The sequence below is a fragment of the Sphingobium sp. FG58 genome (assembly GCF_057809055.1).
On record NZ_JBMDJF010000002.1, the window covers coordinates 188,588 to 207,755 of the forward strand.

The 19,168-nt window shown below is 65.2% G+C and carries 16 protein-coding genes; 8 read left to right on the top strand and 8 right to left on the bottom strand.

The features are described from left to right. Positions 1 to 33 precede the first annotated feature (33 nt). The 5 genes from trpD (at position 34) to lexA (ending at position 4,257) form a co-directional block, all read left to right on the top strand. A complete protein-coding gene (gene trpD, locus ACODR8_RS03680) occupies positions 34 to 1,026 on the top strand; it encodes an anthranilate phosphoribosyltransferase (RefSeq protein WP_489006004.1) in 993 nt (330 codons plus the stop codon). Then, positions 1,023 to 1,814, top strand: a complete 792-nt coding sequence (trpC, locus tag ACODR8_RS03685) for an indole-3-glycerol phosphate synthase TrpC (protein ID WP_489006005.1) — start codon at positions 1,023 to 1,025, stop codon at positions 1,812 to 1,814. Before trpD ends, trpC begins: the two co-directional genes overlap by 4 nt. Beyond that, positions 1,811 to 2,281 carry a cyclic pyranopterin monophosphate synthase MoaC gene (gene moaC, locus ACODR8_RS03690; RefSeq protein ID WP_489006006.1) on the top strand — a complete coding sequence of 157 codons (471 nt, stop codon included), beginning with the start codon at positions 1,811 to 1,813 and terminating at the stop codon, positions 2,279 to 2,281. The genes trpC and moaC overlap by 4 nt, the downstream gene beginning before the upstream one ends. Beyond that, positions 2,278 to 3,462: a molybdopterin molybdotransferase MoeA gene (locus ACODR8_RS03695; RefSeq protein WP_489006007.1), complete on the top strand. Its 1,185-nt coding sequence runs from the start codon at positions 2,278 to 2,280 to the stop codon at positions 3,460 to 3,462. The genes moaC and ACODR8_RS03695 overlap by 4 nt, the downstream gene beginning before the upstream one ends. A 123-nt stretch (positions 3,463 to 3,585) precedes the next feature. Next, complete coding sequence (lexA, locus tag ACODR8_RS03700; protein WP_489006008.1) at positions 3,586 to 4,257, top strand: transcriptional repressor LexA; 672 nt, start codon at positions 3,586 to 3,588, stop codon at positions 4,255 to 4,257. Here lexA and ACODR8_RS03705 read toward each other — a convergent pair. Then, on the bottom strand, positions 4,248 to 6,383 hold the full coding sequence (locus ACODR8_RS03705; protein WP_489006009.1) for a ComEC/Rec2 family competence protein: 2,136 nt from the start codon (positions 6,381 to 6,383) through the stop codon (positions 4,248 to 4,250). The genes lexA and ACODR8_RS03705 overlap by 10 nt on opposite strands. 70 nt (positions 6,384 to 6,453) lie before the next feature. On the opposite strand from ACODR8_RS03705, the gene gltX reads away from it, so the two are divergent. Beyond that, positions 6,454 to 7,875, top strand: a complete 1,422-nt coding sequence (gltX, locus tag ACODR8_RS03710; RefSeq protein WP_489006182.1) for a glutamate--tRNA ligase — start codon at positions 6,454 to 6,456, stop codon at positions 7,873 to 7,875. A 20-nt stretch (positions 7,876 to 7,895) separates the two neighbouring features. Continuing rightward, complete coding sequence (locus ACODR8_RS03715; RefSeq protein ID WP_489006010.1) at positions 7,896 to 9,182, top strand: citrate synthase; 1,287 nt, start codon at positions 7,896 to 7,898, stop codon at positions 9,180 to 9,182. A 63-nt stretch (positions 9,183 to 9,245) separates the two neighbouring features. Here the strand turns inward: ACODR8_RS03715 and ACODR8_RS03720 are convergent, their stop codons facing one another. From ACODR8_RS03720 to ACODR8_RS03735, 4 genes are all read right to left on the bottom strand, one after another. Then, positions 9,246 to 10,625 (bottom strand): sensor histidine kinase, encoded by a 1,380-nt coding sequence (locus ACODR8_RS03720; protein ID WP_489006011.1) that lies wholly within the window; start codon positions 10,623 to 10,625, stop codon positions 9,246 to 9,248. Beyond that, entirely contained in the window at positions 10,622 to 11,710 is a 1,089-nt protein-coding gene (locus ACODR8_RS03725; protein ID WP_489006012.1) for a DUF2336 domain-containing protein, read from the bottom strand. The genes ACODR8_RS03720 and ACODR8_RS03725 overlap by 4 nt, the downstream gene beginning before the upstream one ends. Before the next feature lie 57 nt (positions 11,711 to 11,767). After that, on the bottom strand, positions 11,768 to 12,949 hold the full coding sequence (locus tag ACODR8_RS03730; RefSeq protein ID WP_489006013.1) for a hypothetical protein: 1,182 nt from the start codon (positions 12,947 to 12,949) through the stop codon (positions 11,768 to 11,770). Positions 12,950 to 13,039: 90 nt separating this feature from the next. Next, a complete protein-coding gene (locus ACODR8_RS03735; protein ID WP_489006014.1) occupies positions 13,040 to 13,342 on the bottom strand; it encodes an Hpt domain-containing protein in 303 nt (100 codons plus the stop codon). Between the two features lie 81 nt (positions 13,343 to 13,423). Between ACODR8_RS03735 and ACODR8_RS03740 the strand changes: the two genes are divergently transcribed. Further along, on the top strand, positions 13,424 to 16,096 hold the full coding sequence (locus ACODR8_RS03740) for a coiled-coil domain-containing protein (protein WP_489006015.1): 2,673 nt from the start codon (positions 13,424 to 13,426) through the stop codon (positions 16,094 to 16,096). Positions 16,097 to 16,361: 265 nt separating this feature from the next. On the opposite strand, the gene ACODR8_RS03745 is transcribed toward ACODR8_RS03740, so the two are convergent. The 3 genes from ACODR8_RS03745 to ACODR8_RS03755 form a co-directional block, all read right to left on the bottom strand. Beyond that, the gene (locus tag ACODR8_RS03745; protein ID WP_217672160.1) at positions 16,362 to 16,625 is read right to left on the bottom strand and encodes a DUF1467 family protein; all 264 of its coding nucleotides are present in this window, start codon (positions 16,623 to 16,625) and stop codon (positions 16,362 to 16,364) included. Between the two features lie 120 nt (positions 16,626 to 16,745). Further along, complete coding sequence (locus ACODR8_RS03750; protein WP_489006016.1) at positions 16,746 to 18,383, bottom strand: ribonuclease J; 1,638 nt, start codon at positions 18,381 to 18,383, stop codon at positions 16,746 to 16,748. Beyond that, a complete protein-coding gene (locus ACODR8_RS03755; RefSeq protein ID WP_489006017.1) occupies positions 18,383 to 19,162 on the bottom strand; it encodes a type III pantothenate kinase in 780 nt (259 codons plus the stop codon). The genes ACODR8_RS03750 and ACODR8_RS03755 overlap by 1 nt, the downstream gene beginning before the upstream one ends. Between the last annotated feature and the right edge of the window lie 6 nt (positions 19,163 to 19,168).

Sequence of the window (19,168 nt, forward strand, 5' to 3'; positions counted from 1 at the left end):
CTTCGCGTCTCACCCATGCCTAAGGCAAGCGCGATGACCAGCCTGCCCGATCCTTCCCAACCCCTCGACGCGCAGGCCGCCGCCCGCGCCTTCGACCTGCTGTTCGACGCCGACCTGCCCGAAGCCGACATCGCCGCTTTCCTCGTCACCATGGCCCGGCGCGGCGAAACGGCGATCGAGATTGCGGCGGCCGCCCGCGCCATGCGCGCCCGGATGATCCCGGTCACGGCCCCTGCTGGCGCGATCGACGTCTGCGGCACGGGGGGGGACGGGCATCATACCCTCAACGTCTCGACCGCCGTCTCGCTCGTCGTCGCAGCTGCTGGCGTGCCCGTAGCCAAACATGGCAACCGCGCTGCGTCGTCCAAGGCAGGCGCCGCCGACACGCTCGAAGCGCTGGGCCTCAGTCTCGACCGCGCCGCCGCCAGCGCTGAAAAGACGCTGGCGGAGATCGGCATCTGTTTCCTGTTCGCGCAAAATTACCACCCCGCGCTCAAGCGTCTCGGCCCGATCCGCAAGGCGATCGGCGAACGCACCATCTTCAACCTGATGGGACCGCTCGCCAATCCCGCCGGGGTGCGCCGCCAGCTCGTCGGCATCGCCCGCCCCGCTTATGTCCCCATCTATGCCCAGGCGCTGGCCGAACTCGGCGTCGATCGCGCGATGATCGTGTCGGGGGACGAGGGGCTGGACGAATTGTCGCTGGCGGGCGGCAACGACATCGCCGAAGTCGCGGGCCATGGGGTCGTTGCGATGCGCCGCCTGTCCGCCGCCGATCTGGGCCTCGCCACCCACCCGGTCGACGCTATCCGGGGTGGCGACGCGGCCCATAATGCCGCTGCCCTGCGCGCGCTGCTGCAAGGCGAACCGGGTGCCTATCGCGACGCGGTGCTGCTCAACGCCGCCGCTGCCCTTGTCGTGGCCGATGCGGTGGCCGATCTTAAGGAAGGCGTAGAGGAAGCGGCCGAGACGATCGACCGTGGCCTTGCCAACGCCCTGCTCAATTGCTGGATTATCTATCAATGACCAACAAGCTGATCGAAATTTGCGATTTCAAGCGTGAGGATGTCGCCCGGCGCAAGGCCATAACGTCGCTGTCGTCGCTCCACGCTCGCGCCAGCGAACAGACACCCCCACGCGGTTTCCGCAAGGCGCTGGACGACGCCGCCCTTTCCGGTTTCGGCCTGATCGCGGAGATCAAGAAAGCCAGCCCGTCCAAAGGCCTGATCCGCGCAGATTTCGATCCCCCTGCCCATGCCCAGGCCTATGCGGCCGGCGGCGCGGCCTGCCTGTCGGTGCTGACCGACGAGCCTTATTTTCAGGGCCATGACGATTATCTGATGGCCGCCCGCTCCGCCTGCGCCATCCCCGTGCTGCGCAAGGATTTCATCGTCGATCCCTGGCAGATCCTCGAAAGCCGTTCGCTCGGCGCGGACGCCATCCTGATCATCGTCGCCGCACTGGACGACGGGCAAATGGCGGAGATTGAGGATGCAGCGCTCGGCCTGGGCATGGATGCGCTGATCGAAGTGCATGACGAGGCGGAAATGGAGCGCGCGCTCAAATTGCGGTCGCGCCTGATCGGCGTGAACAACCGCGACCTGCGTGACTTCAGCGTCGACTTCGCCCGCACCTATGAACTGGTGAGCAAGGCACCGGCGGGTTACACTTTCGTCGCCGAAAGCGGCCTCACCAGCCATGCCGACCTGACCGCCATGGCCGATCATGGCGTGCGCTGCTTCCTGGTCGGCGAAACGCTGATGCGGCAGGCCGATGTCGAGGCGGCGACGCTCAATCTGCTGACTGGCGCGTGACCGGCCTCACCCATCTCGACGCCGACGGTGCGGCTCGCATGGTCGATGTGTCGGCCAAGGCGGTAACCGCGCGCGAAGCGATTGCCAGTGGCCGGATCGACATGATCGCGGACGCCGCCGCCGCGATCGCGCAGGGGCTGGTCAAGAAGGGCGATGTGCTGGCGGTCGCGCGGGTCGCGGGCATCATGGCGGCCAAGCGCACCGCCGACCTGATCCCGCTCTGCCACCCGATCGCACTGAGCGCCGTCAACATCGACTTTGATCTGGACGATAGCGGCGTCACCGTCACCGCCACCGCCCGCACCGCTGGCCAGACCGGGGTGGAGATGGAGGCGCTGACCGCTGCGTCGGTCGCGCTGCTCACCATCTACGACATGGCCAAGGCGATCGATAAGGGCATGATCATCGGCAATGTCCGCCTGATCGCCAAGAGCGGCGGTAAGTCGGGCGACTGGCGCGCGGCATGAGCCTGCTGCCCGTCGCCGAAGCGCAGGCGCGCCTGTTTGCGCTTGCCTCGCCACTGCTTGCGGAGGAAGCGCCCATTGCCGCCTGCACCGGGCGCTGGCTGGCAAGCGATGTGCTGGCGCTGCGCAACCAGCCCTGGGCCGATCTGTCGGCGATGGACGGCTATGCCGTACGCGCCACCGAGTGGCCCGGACCATGGCGGGTCACCGGCGAAAGCGCGGCGGGCGGCTCCGTCCCTGCCCCGCTGGCCCCAGGAGAGGCGTGCCGCATCTTCACCGGCGCTCCATTGCCCGCCGGAGCCGACACGATCCTGATCCAGGAAAATGCCACCCGCGATGGCGATCGACTGACGGCCAGCGACGATCCTTTGCCGGTTGGCCGCAACGTCCGCCCGGCGGCATCGGACTTCGCGACCGACACTGTGTTGCTGTCCGCAGGAACCACCCTCACCCCCGCCTGCATCGCGCTGGCCGTGCTGGGCGGCTATGGCGCGCTGCCTGTGGGGCGTCGTCCTAAAGTCGCGCTGATCTCCACCGGCAACGAACTCGTCCCGCCCGGCGCGCCGACCCCGGCGGGCAGCCTGCCCTCCTCCAACGCAGCAATGCTGGCGGCGATGCTGGCTGCCCTGCCCTGCGACGTCATCGACCTGGGCATCGTCCCCGATGATCTCGACGCCATGACGGCGGCGCTGACACGGGCGGCATCGGCGGACATCATCGTCTCCACCGGCGGCGCATCGGTCGGCGATCATGACATGGTCCGCCCCGCCTTTGCGCAAGCAGGCGGCGCGCTCGATTTCTGGAAGATCAGGATGCGGCCCGGCAAGCCGCTCATGGCCGGAACGCTGGGCGATGCTGTGTTTCTGGGTCTGCCCGGCAATCCGGTATCGGCCTTCGTCACAGCGACCCTGTTCCTGTTGCCGCTGGTCCGCCATCGCGCCGGATCGACCACGCCGCTGCCGCGCATGACACAAGCGCGCCTTGCCGCGCCGCTACCCGCCACCGGCGATCGCGACGATTATCTGCGCGCCTATCGTGGCGAGGCTGGCATCGTCTCGGTCACGTCGCAGGACAGCGCCGCAACGGCCGCCATGGCAATGGCCGACTGCCTGATCCTGCGTCCGGCCGGCTCACCTTCTGCGGCCACGGGCGACATGGTCACCATCCTGCCACTGATGGACTGAAGCTTCAGTTGTGCCGCCGTTCACGCGGTGGATCGGCGACAAGAACGACCACATGTTGCTCGCTTGACTCGCCCCCTTCCGTTTCCTATGTGTTCCTTATACGTTCCATGGAGGACCGCAGGCATGTTGACCCTCAAGCAGCAGGAATTGCTGAGTTTCATCCAGACCCGGCTGGAGGAAGGCGGTGTGTCTCCTTCTTTCGAGGAGATGAAGGATGCGCTCGACCTGCGATCCAAGTCCGGCATCCACCGGCTCATCAACGCGCTGGAGGAACGCGGCTTCATCCGCCGCCTGCCCAACCGCGCGCGCGCGCTGGAGGTGCTGAAGCTCCCCGACGCCATGCATCGGCCGCCGGCACCGGTTGCCCCGGCCAAGCCGCAACTGGCCCCCAGCCTGCCCGTCGCTGCCAATGATGTGATCGAAATCCCGCTGCATGGCCGCATCGCTGCGGGCGTCCCGATCGAGGCGATGGAGGGACAGAATATGTTGTCCGTCCCTGCCGCCTTGCTGGGGGCTGGCGACCATTATGCGCTGGAAGTTTCGGGCGATTCGATGATGGAAGCGGGCATTCTCGACGGCGATTTCGCGCTGATCCAGCGCACCGACACCGCCCGCGAGGGCCAGATCGTCGTCGCCCTGATCGATGACGCAGAAGCCACGCTCAAATATTTCCGCCGCGAAGGCCAGCGCGTCCGGCTCGACCCGGCCAACAGCGCCTATGAACCGCAACTCTATGATTCGCGGCAGGTGCGGATCCAGGGCAAGCTGGCAGGACTGCTGCGCCGCTATAATTGAGGACGACGAGGGCGGCGGCGCGGCGTGACGATCCAGGGATGGGCGTCGCCCGCCGCCCGCACCGTACTGACCCGCGCATCGTCCAGGTCGATGGCAATGCCGCCGGTTCGCGCCAGGAGCCGCCGGTCGATTTTCAACCAGCGCGGACGGCACCAAGTGGGCAGTCCGCGATCGGCAATCACAATATCGGCGGCGGCACATTCCTTGCTGAACAAGGTCCGTTCGACCAGCATGTCGCTGCGAGTGGCCAGCACATGCCAGCGCCGCCCGCCCGCCTGCATCCCGACAGCACATAAATCCTTCGAACAGCGCGCCTGCGGCAGGTCCGCCATCGCGTCTAGCGGACCGTCATAGCCCGCACTTTCCACGAGCGTATCGCGCACATAATCCCCCGCCCCCGCGCGCAACAACGCCATCCCGCCGCCTGCCGTCCGCACCGCGACATGACGCCCATCGCCGGTCACCAATATGTCGGGCGGTGACAGCAACAACATGCCCACGACACCGATCACCACCGGCCCAAGCCCCAGCCAGCGCCACCCGCTGCGCCACAACAGGCACCACAGCAGCCCACCGATCATCAGGGCAAACAGCCAGGATGGCACCGCCGGCGTCAGCATCGTCGCCATCGGACTCGCCGCCACGCCATGCGCGATCAACAGCAACAGGTTCAGCGCCTGCGCCGTCATCCACCAGAAGGGCGCGCCCAGACCCACCAGATCGAACAGCAGCGCCAGTGCCTCCAGCGGCATCACGACAAAGGTGGTCAGCGGAATCGCAACCAGATTGGCAAACGCGCCCAGCATCCCGGCTTTGTGAAAATGGAACAGCGCGATCGGCATCAACACCAGTTCGACCGCAATGCCGGTCATCAGCGTCGCGCCCAGCACCCGCCCCGCCTTGCGCGTCCAATCCTCGTCCCGCGCACTCGCAAATGCGCGAAAACGCGGATGCTCGGCCAGGGCGACCAGTGCAGTGACCGCGGCAAAGCTCATCTGGAAACTCGGCCCCGTCACCGCTTCGGGCCAGAAAGCAAGCACGATCAGTGCGCCCACCGCCACCAACCGCAACGTGATCGCATCGCGCCCCAGCGCCAGTCCGCCCAGCACCAGCAGCGCGGCAATGCAGGAGCGCAACGTCGGCACTTCCGCCCCTGTCAGCAGCGTATAGCCAATCCCCGCCAGCGCGCCTCCCGCCGCCGCGATCAGCATCAGCGGCCAGTCGAGCGCCGCCCGTTGGCTCAATGCCATCACCCGCATCAGCAGGAAAATCACTGCGCCGATCAGCGCGGTCACATGCAGCCCGCTGATCGAGAGCAGGTGCGCCAACCCGCTGCGCCGCATCGCCTCCGCGTCCGCCTCCGCAATCGCGCCCTGATCCCCCGTCGCCAGCGCGACCGCAATGCCCTGCGCGGGGCCATCGACCTGCTTGCGAATATGCGCGAACAGGCGCGCCCGCAGCGGTGGCGGGGCGGTCGATGGGCGGACAACCTCCACCGGGCGCAGCGCCTTGCCGGTTGCGCCAATCCCCTGAAAATAGGCGCGCGCGGCAAAATCATAGCCACCCGGCACACTGGGCGGCGCAGGCGGCATCAGTCGCGCGCGAAAGCGGATCACCGCCCCCTCGCCCAATCCCGCCGGAACGTCCGCCTCGGCTATGTTGACCCGGATCACCGCTGGCAGGCCCGGCGCATCCACCGGACGCAGCAACGCCCGCACCATCTTTTGCGCGGGAACGGGCCGAACCGCCATCACCTCACCCGTCACCACGGTAAAGACGGCCCGCGCCAGTGGCGGCTGCCCCAGCAGCACCGCCTTCCCCCAGATCAGCGCGCAACCGATACAGGCCAGCATCCCGCCCGCCACGATCATCCGCCGCACCCGTGCGCCGTCAGGCAACAACACCCCCGCGCACGCCAACGCCAGCGCACCGCAACAAAAGGCCAGCCACCCCAGCCTGTCGGGCAACAGGAACCAGGCGGTGATGCCGATCCCCAGCCCGATGGGCGCCCATAACGGCACCTGCTCGCGCTCCACCTCCAGCCAGCTTTCCAGCCTGGCAAACGCGCCGCCTGGCCACGCCGCAGCCCCCCGCCAAAGGGAGGTTTGTCGTGGCTCAAAAGCCATGCTAGGGGGCGACGCATTCATGGAACAGGCAGGACGAATGTCAGCGAATATGACGGCAAGTGCAACGGGAATGAGCAAGCCGGTGGTGACCCGTTTCGCGCCATCGCCGACCGGGTTCCTGCATATCGGCGGCGCCCGCACCGCTTTGTTCAACTGGCTGTTCGCCCGTCACCATGGCGGCAAATTCCTGCTGCGGATCGAAGATACCGACCGCGCCCGCTCCACCGATGAAGCGGTCGCCGCGATTTTCGATGGGCTGGACTGGCTGGGCCTGGGTGGCGATGAACCGGCGGTGTTCCAGTTCGCCCGCACGCTCCGCCATGCCGAAGTCGCCAATGCGATGCTGGCGAACGGCCATGCCTATAAATGCTACGCGACCCCGGAAGAACTGGCCGAACTGCGCGAACAACAGCGTGCCGCCAAGCAGCCGATGCGCTACGATGGCCGCTGGCGCGACCGCTCGCCTGACGAAGCGCCCGAAGGCGCACCCTTTGTCATCCGCCTGAAAGCCCCGCGCGAAGGCGAAACGGTGATCGAGGATGCGGTCCAGGGCCGCGTCGTCGTGCAGAATGCCGAGCTGGACGACATGATCCTGCTGCGATCGGACGGTACGCCCACCTATATGCTGGCCGTAGTGGTCGACGATAACGACATGGGCGTCACCCATGTCATTCGCGGCGACGATCATCTCAACAACGCCTTCCGCCAGCTATGCATCATAAGAGCGATGAATTGGGAAGAGCCGGTCTATGCCCATATCCCGCTGATCCACGGATCGGACGGCGCAAAACTGTCCAAGCGCCATGGCGCGCTGGGCGTCGACGCTTATCGCGACGATATGGGGATGCTGCCGGAAGCGGTGCTGAACTATCTGCTGCGGCTGGGCTGGGGCCATGGCGATGAGGAGATCATTCCCATCGCCCGCGCCATCGAGCTGTTCGATATCAGCGGCGTCGGCCGATCGCCTTCGCGTTTCGACATCAAGAAGCTGGAAAATCTCAACGGCCATTATCTGCGCGAAGCGGACGATGCGCGCCTGGCCGCGCTGGTCGCGCCGCGCGTCGCGGCACGTCTGGACCGCGCCCTGCCCGAAACTGGCCTCGCCTTGCTGACGGCCGCCATGCCATCGCTCAAGCCGCGCGCCAAAACGCTTAATGAAATTGCCGAGGGCGCCGAATTTCTGTTCAAAAATTGCCCGCTGGATTTTGACGAAAAGGCATTGGCTCTGCTAGACGACTCGGCGCGCGCGCTGCTGGGCAAGACAGCCGACGCTCTGCGGCCAGTTCAAATATGGACGGTCGAAGCGATCGAGGACGCAATTCGCCGCGTGGCAGAGGATGCTGGCCTGGGGCTGGGCAAGGTGGCGCAGCCGCTCCGGGCGGCACTCACCGGGCGCACCGTCTCGCCGGGTATTTTTGATGTCCTCTTCCTTCTGGGGAAAGAGGGAAGCTTGGAACGGCTGACCGATGTTGGGCACGCATCGGTTGGCTGATGGCATACAAGGAGAACAATATGTCGGATAACAAAGCCACTTTGACCGTCGGGGGAGAGACCAAGGACTATGCCGTCATGGACGGTTCGGTCGGCCCGCAGGTCATCGATGTGCGCAAGCTGTACGCCAATACCGGCATGTTCACCTATGATCCGGGCTTCACATCGACGGCGAGCTGCGAATCCGGCCTGACCTATATCGACGGTGACGAAGGCATATTGCTGCATCGCGGCTATCCGATCGGCCAGCTGGCCGAAGAATCCAGCTTCATGGAAGTCAGCTATTTGCTGCTGAACGGCGAACTGCCGTCCAAGGCTGAACTGGACGAATTTACCCGCACGATCACCCGCCACACGATGGTCAATGAACAACTCACGACCTTCTATCGCGGCTTCCGTCGCGACGCCCATCCGATGGCGATCATGTGCGGTGTCGTCGGCGCGCTGTCGGCCTTTTATCATGACTCGACCGACATCAATGATCCGGTGCAGCGCAGGATTGCCAGCCACCGCCTGATCGCCAAGATGCCGACGATTGCGGCGATGGCGTATAAATATTCGGTGGGCCAACCCTTCGTCTATCCGCGCAACGACCTGTCCTACACCGCCAACTTCCTGCGCATGACCTTCTCGGTCCCGGCAGAGGAATATGTCCCCGATCCAGTGATTGTGGACGCCATGGACAAGATCTTCACCCTCCATGCCGATCATGAGCAGAATGCGTCGACATCGACGGTGCGTCTGGCCGGTTCGTCGGGTGCCAATCCCTTCGCCTGCATCGCGGCCGGTATCGCCTGCCTGTGGGGTCCCGCGCATGGCGGCGCGAACGAAGCCGCGCTCAACATGCTGCGCGAGATCGGCACGGTCGATCGCATCCCCGAATATATCGCCCGCGCCAAGAATAAGGACGATCCGTTCCGCCTGATGGGCTTTGGCCATCGCGTCTATAAAAATTACGATCCCCGCGCGATCGTCATGCAAAAGACCGCCGAGGACGTACTCACGACGATGGGCGTGACTGATCCGGTGTTCGACGTCGCGCGTGAACTGGAAAAGATTGCGCTCAACGATCCCTATTTCATCGAAAAGAAGCTGTTTCCCAACGTCGACTTCTATTCGGGCGTGATCCTGTCGGCCATCGGCTTCCCGACCGAAATGTTCACCGTTCTCTTCGCCCTTGCCCGCACCGTTGGCTGGGTCGCGCAGTGGAACGAAATGATTTCGGACCCAGCGCAGAAGATCGGTCGCCCGCGGCAGCTCTACACCGGCCCGGTGCAGCGCGACTATGTGCCGGTCGACAAGCGCTAACCCGCCAGACCATGATGAAAATGCAGAACGGCGCCCTGATGAGGGGCGCCGTTTTTCATAGGGCTATAGGTCCGTCGGCAATGACAGGATGAAACGCGCGCCCTCGCCCGGCGCGCCGCCAATGCGAATATCGCCCCCCATCGCGCGGGCAAGGCGACGGGAGATATAGAGGCCCAGGCCACTGCCCCCGGCATCGTCGCGGCCCAGCCGCTCGAACTTCTCGAAAATCCGCTCGCGATCCGCGACCGCGACCCCCTGCCCCTGGTCGATCACCATGATCCGCGCCTGGCCATGATCGCCTTCAGTAACGATCCGCACCTCGCTGCCTTCGGGCGAATAGCGCACCGCATTGCCGATCAGGTTCACCAATATTTGCAGCACCCGGCGAAACTCGCCGGTGGCGGGCGTGCTGGCGTCCGGGTCCGGCGCAACTATGCGAATCTGCCGGTCGAGCGCCTTGACCGCCAGCAATCCGGCAGCGCGACGGCCCAGATCGGCCAGATCGACATCTTCGGCGATCACGCTGAAATCGGGCCGGTCGATCGCCTGCAAATCGGCCAGATCATCGACCAGCGCCATCAGATGCCGCCCGGCCGCAGCGATGTCCGTGGCATAATCGGCATAATCGGGGCGCAGCGGCCCTTGCAGCTGCGCGCTGATCGTGTCGGCGTTGGCGATGATCCGCCCTAGCGGCTGCCGCAGCGAGCGGTCCAGCCGCTTGCCAAATTCGCCGGGATAGAGCGCGACCGCCGCTTCCTGCGCCATCGGCACGACCACCGCCTGCTCCAGCGGAAAGGCGGTGCCGCGATAGCCGGTCAGTTGCCCGGCCAGATCGAACATAGGAAAGCCCGACAGACGAAACGACCGCGCCGGATCGCTGACCAGCACTGCCGTCTGATCGCGGAAGGCACGCCTTTGGGCAAAGGCGCGCAGCATCGCCATGTCGCCTTCCTCGTCGGGCTGAAGCTGGAAATAGCTGGAAAAACGACTGCCCGGCACAGGCGGATCGGGCGGCAGCGCGCCATGCACGTCGCTCCCGGCCAGCACCATCTGGAACCGCAACTGCATGTCGATCTGCCAGCTCCAGCCATCGGCCAGCGCGGCAATATCCACCTCGCGCCGCCCTATGTCCGCTGGCAGCGCGATAGCCGGCCGCTCATGCCAGTCGATGATCGAGAGGGTAACGCCATCGCTATCGGGCCGCGCCCGTACCCACATGTCGATGTCACCATGCTCGGTCGCGGCGATGATCGGCCGCGACACGGTGATGCCCAGCCGGGCCGACAGCCGCGCGATCGCGGCCAGTTGCGGCACGGCCACTGGCGCGCCAAGGTCGCCCCCCGCCTCGCGCTGAAGCGTCAGCAGGCGCAGGTCGGCGCTCAGCAACAGGCCGTCGGTGGAGATGGAGGCCCGGATGATCGCAGGATGCGACGGCATGTTCACGCGCCCGTCAACCGGCGCAGATGATCGAGCCGGGAGCGGAAGGCGGGCGGCGTGCGCAGCGCGCTGACGGCTGCATCGGCCTGCATGTCTGTCAGCCCCTGATAGCGCTCCGCCTCCGCCACGATCGCAGCGTCAGACAGCGATGGCCGGACCGGCCGCAACGCCAGCAGCAAATGGCGATAATCAGCGTCCGATCCGCCCAGCGCCCGGCAAAGCATCGCCACCTGCGCCAGCGGTCCGATCACCAATATGTCCGTCGCCTGCACCGTCGCCATGCGCAGTCGCCTTGCCGCCAGCGCCGCAAACAGCAAAAAGCGCCGCTGCCCCAGCGCGACACCCATCAGTTCCGGCGAATCAGCCAGGTCGCCCATCCGCCGCACCAGCCGGTCAGCCTCGGCAATCGGACTGACGCTTTCATCATGGTCGGCGAGCAAGGCCCAGCCCGACCGCTCGAACGCCGCCAGCAGGGCGTCGCCCAGATCAGGCGCGCTCCGCTGCACGACGGCCGCCAGACAGGCGGATGCCGTCCACACCAGTTCGGCGAAATATTCAGCGGGCAGGTCCGGCCGCATCGGCCGATCCTCGCCGCCCGTGGCGATCCAGCGTCCTTCCGCCAGCGCCAGCGCGGACAGCGCATCGGCGACCAGCGGATCATCGCCCAGCGCCAACACGCCGCCATCGCCATCATCCAAACGCTCGATGTCGGGCTGACCAAATTGCCGCAGCATCAGGCTGACCCCGGCACGCATCTGCATATGCGCCAGCAGAGCCGGTCCGATCAGCGTCGGTTGCGCCTGCACCGTCGGCCAGCATAGCGATTCAGGCGACCGGGAAAGGATGTGCGCGACATCGGGCGCATGGTCGAGCGACAGCCGCAGCGCCATCTCTATTCCGTTCAGGCATCCGCCCAGATGCCGCCGCGTTTCCGCGATCAGCGCATCATGGCGCGCCCGTTCCTCGACCGGGAAAAAGAAAGCCAGATCGATGGCATGGCCAACCGGCACGGCGGACATGCCCGCCATGACTTGCGCCATCGGCCAGCTGTCCGCCATGGCCGCACCGGTAAGGGACGAATAGGCGTTCATACCGGGACCATAGCCCGACGTCCTTAAAATGCACTAAACCCTGGCGGCGAAATATGCTCAGTCGCGCGGGCGCAATATGATCGCCCCGGCCGATGCGATCAGCGCCAGCATCGCCACTCTGATGCCCTGCGCCAGCATCCCGACCAGCCCGGCGACGATCAGCAGCAACAGGACGGTGCCGGGCGTGACGATCATCCACGGCCGGACATTGCCGGTCCGTCGCCAGCGATCCGCCACCAGCATGATCCCAAGCAACAGCGCCAGATCGGCGGCCAGCGTACTGCTGCCCGCCAGCACGATGCCGATCAGCGCCAGCAACGGCGTCACGAACGCCAGCAAGCCCATGGGCGGCGGCCGCAGCGCCAGTTCGTCCAGCCGGTCGGCGATTTCCGCCAGCAATAACGCCCCCAGCAACAGGGCAAATCCGGTCAACGTCCACAGCAGCTCTACCGGCACCAGCGCGATCGCTCCCAGCGCGATGGCGGCGATCCGCACCTGCATCGCTGGCACCTGCATCCGCATCAGCGCCGGGCTGATCATCCGGGCGAGAGGCGATAGAAGATAATGTTCAACGCCCCCCCGCGCCCGTGCCGACGACGCACCCGCTGCCGTCACCGCCTGCGCCACCAGATCGGCCTGCTGCTGGGTTTCGATCAGCGCGACCCGCCCTTCGAGCAGATCATCCTGCGAAACGGTGACGCGGCGCGCGCCTTTCTGCACCGCCGCGCGCACCAGCGTCAGCGACAAATCCCAGTCGCCGATCATGTCGAGCGTGCCGAACAACAATGTCGGGCTGATCCGCGCCAGCCCGGCCCAGCGCTGTCCCGCATCGATTCGCTCGAACGGCGTGCTGGCGCGGCTGTCATCCGTGACCAGCAGGGCATTGCCCTCCGCGCTGCCCATCGCCTCGAAATGCGCCTGCGACACGATCGCCCCGTCGGCGACCAGCAGCACGTCGGCATCACGGGGCGCATCCCGCACCATCGACACCATGTCCCGTACCAATGCGACCGCGATCCCATCGGCGCTCAGCCGATCAACGGCCTGCGACAAAGCGGGCGTAATGACGCTCACCAAAATCATGATGCGATCCGCGCCCGCCTGCGCCGCTTGCCGCGCCTGATATTCCACCAGAGTCTGCCCGGCAAAATACAGACTCGCGCGCTGACCCCCGGTCGATTGGCCCCCGGACGAATCGCCCGAAGCCCGGCTGGCGCTGAGAATAGCCGCGAAACTCATATCGTTATGGTATCGACCCGATTGTTGTGCAGCGGGTCTTGTCGCAAGGCTGAAGGCTTCGCGCAAGCGCAGCCGTGCCAGCGCCGCGATTCAGGTCTGTTGCAGCCCCGCCAGCGCCGCGCGCAAACGGCGCAGCACCCGCGGATCGCCCGGTGCCGCCTCGGCCGCCTCGTCCGCCAGCGCCATCAGCGCGGTCAGCCCGAAACTTGCCGCCAGCCCTTTCAGCCGCCACGCCGCCAGTTCCCAATTGGCGTCGCACCGCGCGCGCGCCAGCAAGTCGATCTGCCGCTCCGCACTTTCCATGAAGGCGACGCGCAGGTCCGCAATCAGGGCGCTGTCGTCGCCGACGGCTGCGGATAAAGCTGCATGGAGGGCGCCAGGATCATAGGACATAGAGACAGACGCTATCTGGCTTGCGTTAAGTTTTGGTAACAGGGCATTTGCGCGGGCGGAAAAGCTGCTAGGATGCACGCCATGACAGGGGGCAGCACAATCGTCGAGTTTTGGCGCGACGAACCAAGCGCGGCCAGCGATGCGTCGCAGGCGGATGACATTTTACTTTTGAAACAGGCGGCTCTCAACATCGACGAAGATGATTCGGATGATGGCGCGGGCGATGCCTGGGTCAGGCGTGTGCGCATCGGATTGACCTTGCTTGGCGTCGGCTGGGTCGGCTTTGCCGGCTGGGCGATGGTGGCGTCGGGCGATCTGGCCGGTGGTCCCTTGTTCTGGGCCAATGCCATCGCCACGCTGGTCGTCCCGCTCATCCTGCTTGGTCTGGCTTACCTGCTGCTGATGCGGAACAGCCGCGCCGAATCGCGCCGCTATCTCGACACGGCCCGCGCCCTGCGGACGGAGGCCGATCTGCTCGAACTGCGCCTGGGCCGGATCGCCACCCAGCTGGAAACCGCCCGCCAGTCGATGCAGGACCAGGCCGAATTGCTCGACAGCTATGGCGCGGCCGCCAGCAGCAATATGGAAGCGTCCGCCGAACTGATCGCCAGCCGGTCGCAAGCGACCGCCGACCGCGCCGAATCCGCCGAACGGGCCAGCACGGCGCTCCTTGCCAAGATGGACTCGCTGATCGCGTCGATCCCCGAACTGGAGGACCGCACCGGTCGCATGGCGGCACAGATCATGGACAATGGCCATGCGCTGGCCGAACGGATCGACACGCTCGAAGCGCGGCTTCATGCGCTGGCCGAACTGTCCGACGACGCCCGCGCCCGCACTTTGTCCGCGACCAAGAGCCTGTCGAGCCAGCTTACCCAGCTCCAGGAATCCACCCGCGCCGCCAATGAAGAAGTCACCGGCATGGCGGAGATCGCCGCCGGACGCATCGACGCCACCGCCCAGAGCGCGCGGCAGGCGATGGATCGCACCCGTCAGGATATCGAATTGCAGGCAGCGGCCCTGGCAACTTTGGTCGAAACCGCCGAAACCGGCATCGCCAGCACCAGCGAAAGCGTGCGCACGGCGTTGATCCATGATCTCGACACGGCGCAGGCAGATTTGACCGGCCGTCTCGACAACGCTTTGCGCAGCGTGCGCGCCACCATGGCGACGACCGACGAAGGGCTGTCGCGCCGCGCCGAACATCTCGAAGCACTTGTTGCGGCCGCACAGGCCGGGATCGGCAATGTCAGCGAGACCACGCTGTCGACGTTGACGCGGGACATGAATGCCATAGAAACCGACCTGCGCGAACGGCTCGACGCCGCGCTGGCCCGCGCGCAGGAAGCGCTGGCGCTGACCGACGGCAATCTGTCGTCCCAGTCCGCTGCGCTCGAATCGCTGGTTACCCGGTCGCGCGACAGCCTGGACGCCATCGGCAGCGAGACGGTCACGGGTCTGGCCAACACGATCGGCGACGTCGAAAACCGGCTGCACCAGATCAACGACGTCATGGCGGGGCAGCACAGCCTGATGGCCGGTATCCAGGCCGGGCTGGACGAAACGATCACCACGACGCAGACCCGCTTCGCAACGCTCGAAGAAGTGGCCCTTGCCCGCAGCGAACGGTTGACCGAAGCGCTTGCGCGCCTGACCAGCGAAACGCAGCGGATCGACGGCGCGCTGGCCAATGGCGGCATGACCGCCGAAAAGCTGATCGGCTGCGCCGAAACGCTGCTCGTCGCGCTCGATTCGAGCGTGCGCGAACTGGACGAGACCTATCCCGCCGCACTGGAGCGTTTCGACTCCCGGCTGGAACAGAGCCGCGCGCTGCTGGGCAACACGACACCGGAAATGGAGCGGCTGGAGGCGATTTCGCAGGCGCTGGTCGGTCGGGCGGAAGAGGCCGAATCGTTGCTGCGCGGTCAGGGCAGTCGCCTGACCGAATGGCTGGAAAGCACGCAGGGCGGGCTGGAGGCCAATCGCAATCTCGTCGAACGGCTGCGCGTGGCGCTTGACGGCGCGCATCAGGACGCGACCCGCATCACCGAGGGGGCAGGGCCATTGCTCGTCACCGCCTTGCTGCGCGTCAAGGATACGGCCGATCAGGCCGCCGAACGCGCGCGTCAGGCGCTGGGCCGCGCCATTCCTGAAGCCGCCCAGGCTCTGGCCGACGCCAGCGAACAGGCGATGCAGACCGCCATCGGTGACAAGGTGACGGCGCAGATCGAACAGGTCGCGCGCGTCGCGGAAGATGCGGTCAAGGCCGCACACCAGGCGTCCGAGCGGCTGACCCGCCAGTTGCTGACCATCGCCGACACCAGCGCCAGTGTCGAACAGCGAATCGAGGAAGCCGAGCGCGCTTCCGAAAATCGCGACCGCGACCATTTCGCCCGCCGCTCCGCGCTGCTGATCGAGTCGCTCAACAGCACAGCCATCGACGTCGCCAAGATCCTGTCCAACGACGTCACCGATTCAAGCTGGTCGGCCTATCTGAAGGGCGATCGCGGCGTATTCACCCGTCGCGCGGTCAGGCTGCTGGATGCGGGGGAATCGCGCGAAATTGCGCTCCATTACGACAATGACCCGGAATTTCGCGATCATGTGAACCGCTATATCCATGATTTTGAAGGGATGCTGCGGATCATCCTGTCCGCGCGCGACGGCAACGCGCTGGGCGTCGCTATCCTCTCCTCCGACATGGGCAAACTCTATGTCGCGCTGGCGCAGGCGATCGAGCGACTGCGGCAGTAAGCGGGTCAGCCTTTAACGTGGGATGACTTTACTATCATCCGTTCGTCCTGAGTAGCCATTGAGCGAAGTCGGAGTCGCAGACGACCGTAGGTCAAATGGCATATCGAAGGATGTGAGCAACGTCTGATGCTTCGATACTTGAACAGGTGAACCATCCCCCGGATGGTTCAGGATCGTCCGGGGGACGATCCGGCCTGTTCAACTTCGACAAGCTCAGTCGCTACTCAGCACGAACGGAGATTATTCAATTTATGATTATCCCACCTTAGCGTGAATAACCCGGCAGCATATCCAGCGTGATCCAGCCCTGCACATAATTGGCGTAATAGAGGCCGAACAGCAAAGCTGACAGCAGCGTCGCCCGAAGCGCCACGACGCCCGGCCGGAAATTGCTGGGTGCGCTATCCGCCTGCCCCTTCACCATCCGCTCGCCCGTTTCGTCGGGCGTGCGGATGCCAAAAGGCAGGATGATGAACGCGCTGATCACCCAGAACAGCACATAGATGGCGAAAATGGCGTAGAGGTTCATGGCCTTGTATCTTCGCTCGTCTCTATCAATCTACATGATGATGTGTTCCCGCGCAGGCGGGAACCCAGTTGATAGGCTGGAACCGGATTCCCGCCTGCGCGGGAACACGATACCAAAATCCTAGGCCCGAATGAGCAGCACGTCCACAATCGGTTTCTTGCCCGTCCATCGCGTCGCGGTGCGGCGCACGGCCAGGCGGATACGCTCGCGCACCGCCTCTTCCTCATGCGATCCCTTGGCAATCACATCCGCCGCGTCGTCAGCCGCTTCAGCCAGAAAGTCCGCCTTATCCTCTTCCACCGGAACGCCCTGCGTCCGCAGTGTCGGTCGGCCAAGCAGCCGTCCCTTGGCATCGAGCGCCACGGCAACGCTGATCTGGCCATGCAGCCCCAGCTTGCGCCGTTCGTTCATCGTCGCGCCCTCGGCAGGCAGGATGACGTCGCCATCCAGCACCAGCCGCCCAACTTCCTGCCGCCCGATGATCGTCGGCTTGCCCGGCGCCAGTCGCAGCAGGTCGCCATTGGACTGCACCACCGCGTGGGGGATGCCCGTCGCCAGCCCCAGCCGTGCCTGTTCGGCCATATGCCGCCGTTCGCCATGGACCGGCAGCAATATTTCCGGCCGAATCCAACGATACATGGCTTCCAGTTCAGGACGCCCCGGATGGCCGGACACATGAACCTCGGCCTGCCGGTCCGTGACCATCACGACATTCTTCGCCGCCAGCGCATTCTGGATGCGACCGATGGCGATTTCATTGCCGGGAATCTGCTTGGACGAAAAGACGACCAGATCGCCCTCGGTCAGTTTGATCGGATGGCTGTCGAACGCGATGCGTGCCAGCGCGGCGCGCGCTTCCCCCTGACCACCGGTGGCGATAATCATCACCTCGTCACGGGGCAGCTTCATCGCCTCGTCCCAGTCGACCGTCGGCGGAAAGCCTTTGAGATAGCCGCTGGCCTTGGCCATGCCGATGATCCGGTCGAGCGAACGGCCCGCGACGCACACCTTGCGCCCCATCGCCCCCGCCACTTCGCCCAACGTCTGGACGCGCGCAGCGTTGGACGCAAAGGTGGTGACCAGCACCCGGCCCGTGGCCCCCTCGATCGTCTGCATCAGCCCTTCACGGACATCGCCTTCGGAGCCGCTGGCCTTGTCATTGAACACATTGGTGCTGTCGCACACCAGCGCCAGCACGCCCTGATCGCCCACTGCGGTCAGTTCCGCCGGGGTCGATGGCACGCCGAGCAAGGGCTGATCGTCCAGCTTCCAGTCGCCGGTGTGGAAAATGCGGCCATGCGGCGTGTCGATCACCAGCGCATTGCCCTCAGGGATCGAGTGCGCCAGCGGCATGTAGCGGAAACCGAACGGGCCAAGCTCAAAGCTGCCCTCGTTGGGAATGACGTGGAGCTTGACCTCCTTGGTCAGCCCCTCTTCCTCCAGCTTCAGGCGGATGAGGCCAGCGGTAAACGGCGTGGCATAGAGCGGCACGCCAAGGTCCGCGGCCAGATAGGGGATCGCACCGATATGATCCTCATGCCCGTGGGTCAGCACGATACCGAGCAGATCCTTGCGCCGTTCCTCGATGAAGCTCAGGTCCGGCAGCACCAGTTCGATGCCCGGATAATTGGGATCGCCAAAGGTCATGCCGAGATCGACCATCACCCATTTGCCCTGGCAACCGTATAAGTTGACGTTCATGCCAATCTCGCCCGACCCGCCTAGGGCCAGGAAGAGCAGCTCATCCTTGGGTTTCATTACGCTTGTAAACTCCGTTCGTGCATCAGCGCGAGGCCCTGAACCGTCAGGTCCGGCGCGATCGCATCGAAAATATCGCTGTTATCATTGAAGAGGACCGCAAGGCCCCCCGTCGAAATCACTCTGGTCGGGCGGCCAATTTCGGCCCTCATCCGGGCGACCAGCCCCTCCATCATGGCTACATAGCCCCAAAAGACGCCAATATGCATCTGTGCTTCGGTCGTTCGCCCGATGACCGATCGATTTTCCGGCGGGGCGATGGCGATCTTGGGCAGCTTCGCCGCCGCCGCGACCAGCGCATCGAGCGACAGGTTGATGCCCGGCGCGATGATCCCGCCCTTATAGGCGCCGCTATAATCGACAACATCGAACGTCGTCGCGGTGCCAAAATCGATGACGATCAGGTCGCCTGCATAAAGATGGTGCGCGGCGATGACGTTTACAACCCGGTCAGCCCCCACCGACCCCGGCTCCGCCACGTCCAGTTCTATGCCCCAGTCGACCGGCGCTTGCCCGGCGATCAAAGCCGTCGTCCTGAAATATTTTTCGGCCAGCACCTGCAAATTATGCAGCGCGCGCGGCACCACGGTCGCAATGATGACCGCATCGACGTCAGCGATCTTATAGCCTTCCAGCATCAGCAACTGGTTGAGCCACACCGCATATTCGTCCGCCGTACGGCGCGGATCGGTCGCAATCCGCCAGCGCGCGCGGATGGTCCGCCCTTCGAGCAGCGCGAAAACCACATTGGTGTTGCCCGCGTCGATCGCGAGAAGCATGGCCGG

Bases quoted from the DNA above. Each gene is read 5' to 3' on its own strand.
- ACODR8_RS03755 (WP_489006017.1), bottom strand. From the start codon at position 19,162: ATGCTTCTCGCGATCGACGCGGGCAACACCAATGTGGTTTTCGCGCTG.
- ACODR8_RS03730 (WP_489006013.1), bottom strand. From the start codon at position 12,949: ATGAGTTTCGCGGCTATTCTCAGCGCCAGCCGGGCTTCGGGCGATTCG.
- ACODR8_RS03705 (WP_489006009.1), bottom strand. From the start codon at position 6,383: ATGGCTTTTGAGCCACGACAAACCTCCCTTTGGCGGGGGGCTGCGGCG.
- ACODR8_RS03750 (WP_489006016.1), bottom strand. From the start codon at position 18,383: ATGAAACCCAAGGATGAGCTGCTCTTCCTGGCCCTAGGCGGGTCGGGC.
- ACODR8_RS03745 (WP_217672160.1), bottom strand. From the start codon at position 16,625: ATGAACCTCTACGCCATTTTCGCCATCTATGTGCTGTTCTGGGTGATC.
- ACODR8_RS03695 (WP_489006007.1), top strand. From the start codon at position 2,278: ATGAGCCTGCTGCCCGTCGCCGAAGCGCAGGCGCGCCTGTTTGCGCTT.
- ACODR8_RS03725 (WP_489006012.1), bottom strand. From the start codon at position 11,710: ATGAACGCCTATTCGTCCCTTACCGGTGCGGCCATGGCGGACAGCTGG.
- trpD (WP_489006004.1), top strand. From the start codon at position 34: ATGACCAGCCTGCCCGATCCTTCCCAACCCCTCGACGCGCAGGCCGCC.
- ACODR8_RS03715 (WP_489006010.1), top strand. From the start codon at position 7,896: ATGTCGGATAACAAAGCCACTTTGACCGTCGGGGGAGAGACCAAGGAC.
- ACODR8_RS03735 (WP_489006014.1), bottom strand. From the start codon at position 13,342: ATGTCCTATGATCCTGGCGCCCTCCATGCAGCTTTATCCGCAGCCGTC.
- lexA (WP_489006008.1), top strand. From the start codon at position 3,586: ATGTTGACCCTCAAGCAGCAGGAATTGCTGAGTTTCATCCAGACCCGG.
- ACODR8_RS03740 (WP_489006015.1), top strand. From the start codon at position 13,424: ATGACAGGGGGCAGCACAATCGTCGAGTTTTGGCGCGACGAACCAAGC.
- trpC (WP_489006005.1), top strand. From the start codon at position 1,023: ATGACCAACAAGCTGATCGAAATTTGCGATTTCAAGCGTGAGGATGTC.
- gltX (WP_489006182.1), top strand. From the start codon at position 6,454: ATGAGCAAGCCGGTGGTGACCCGTTTCGCGCCATCGCCGACCGGGTTC.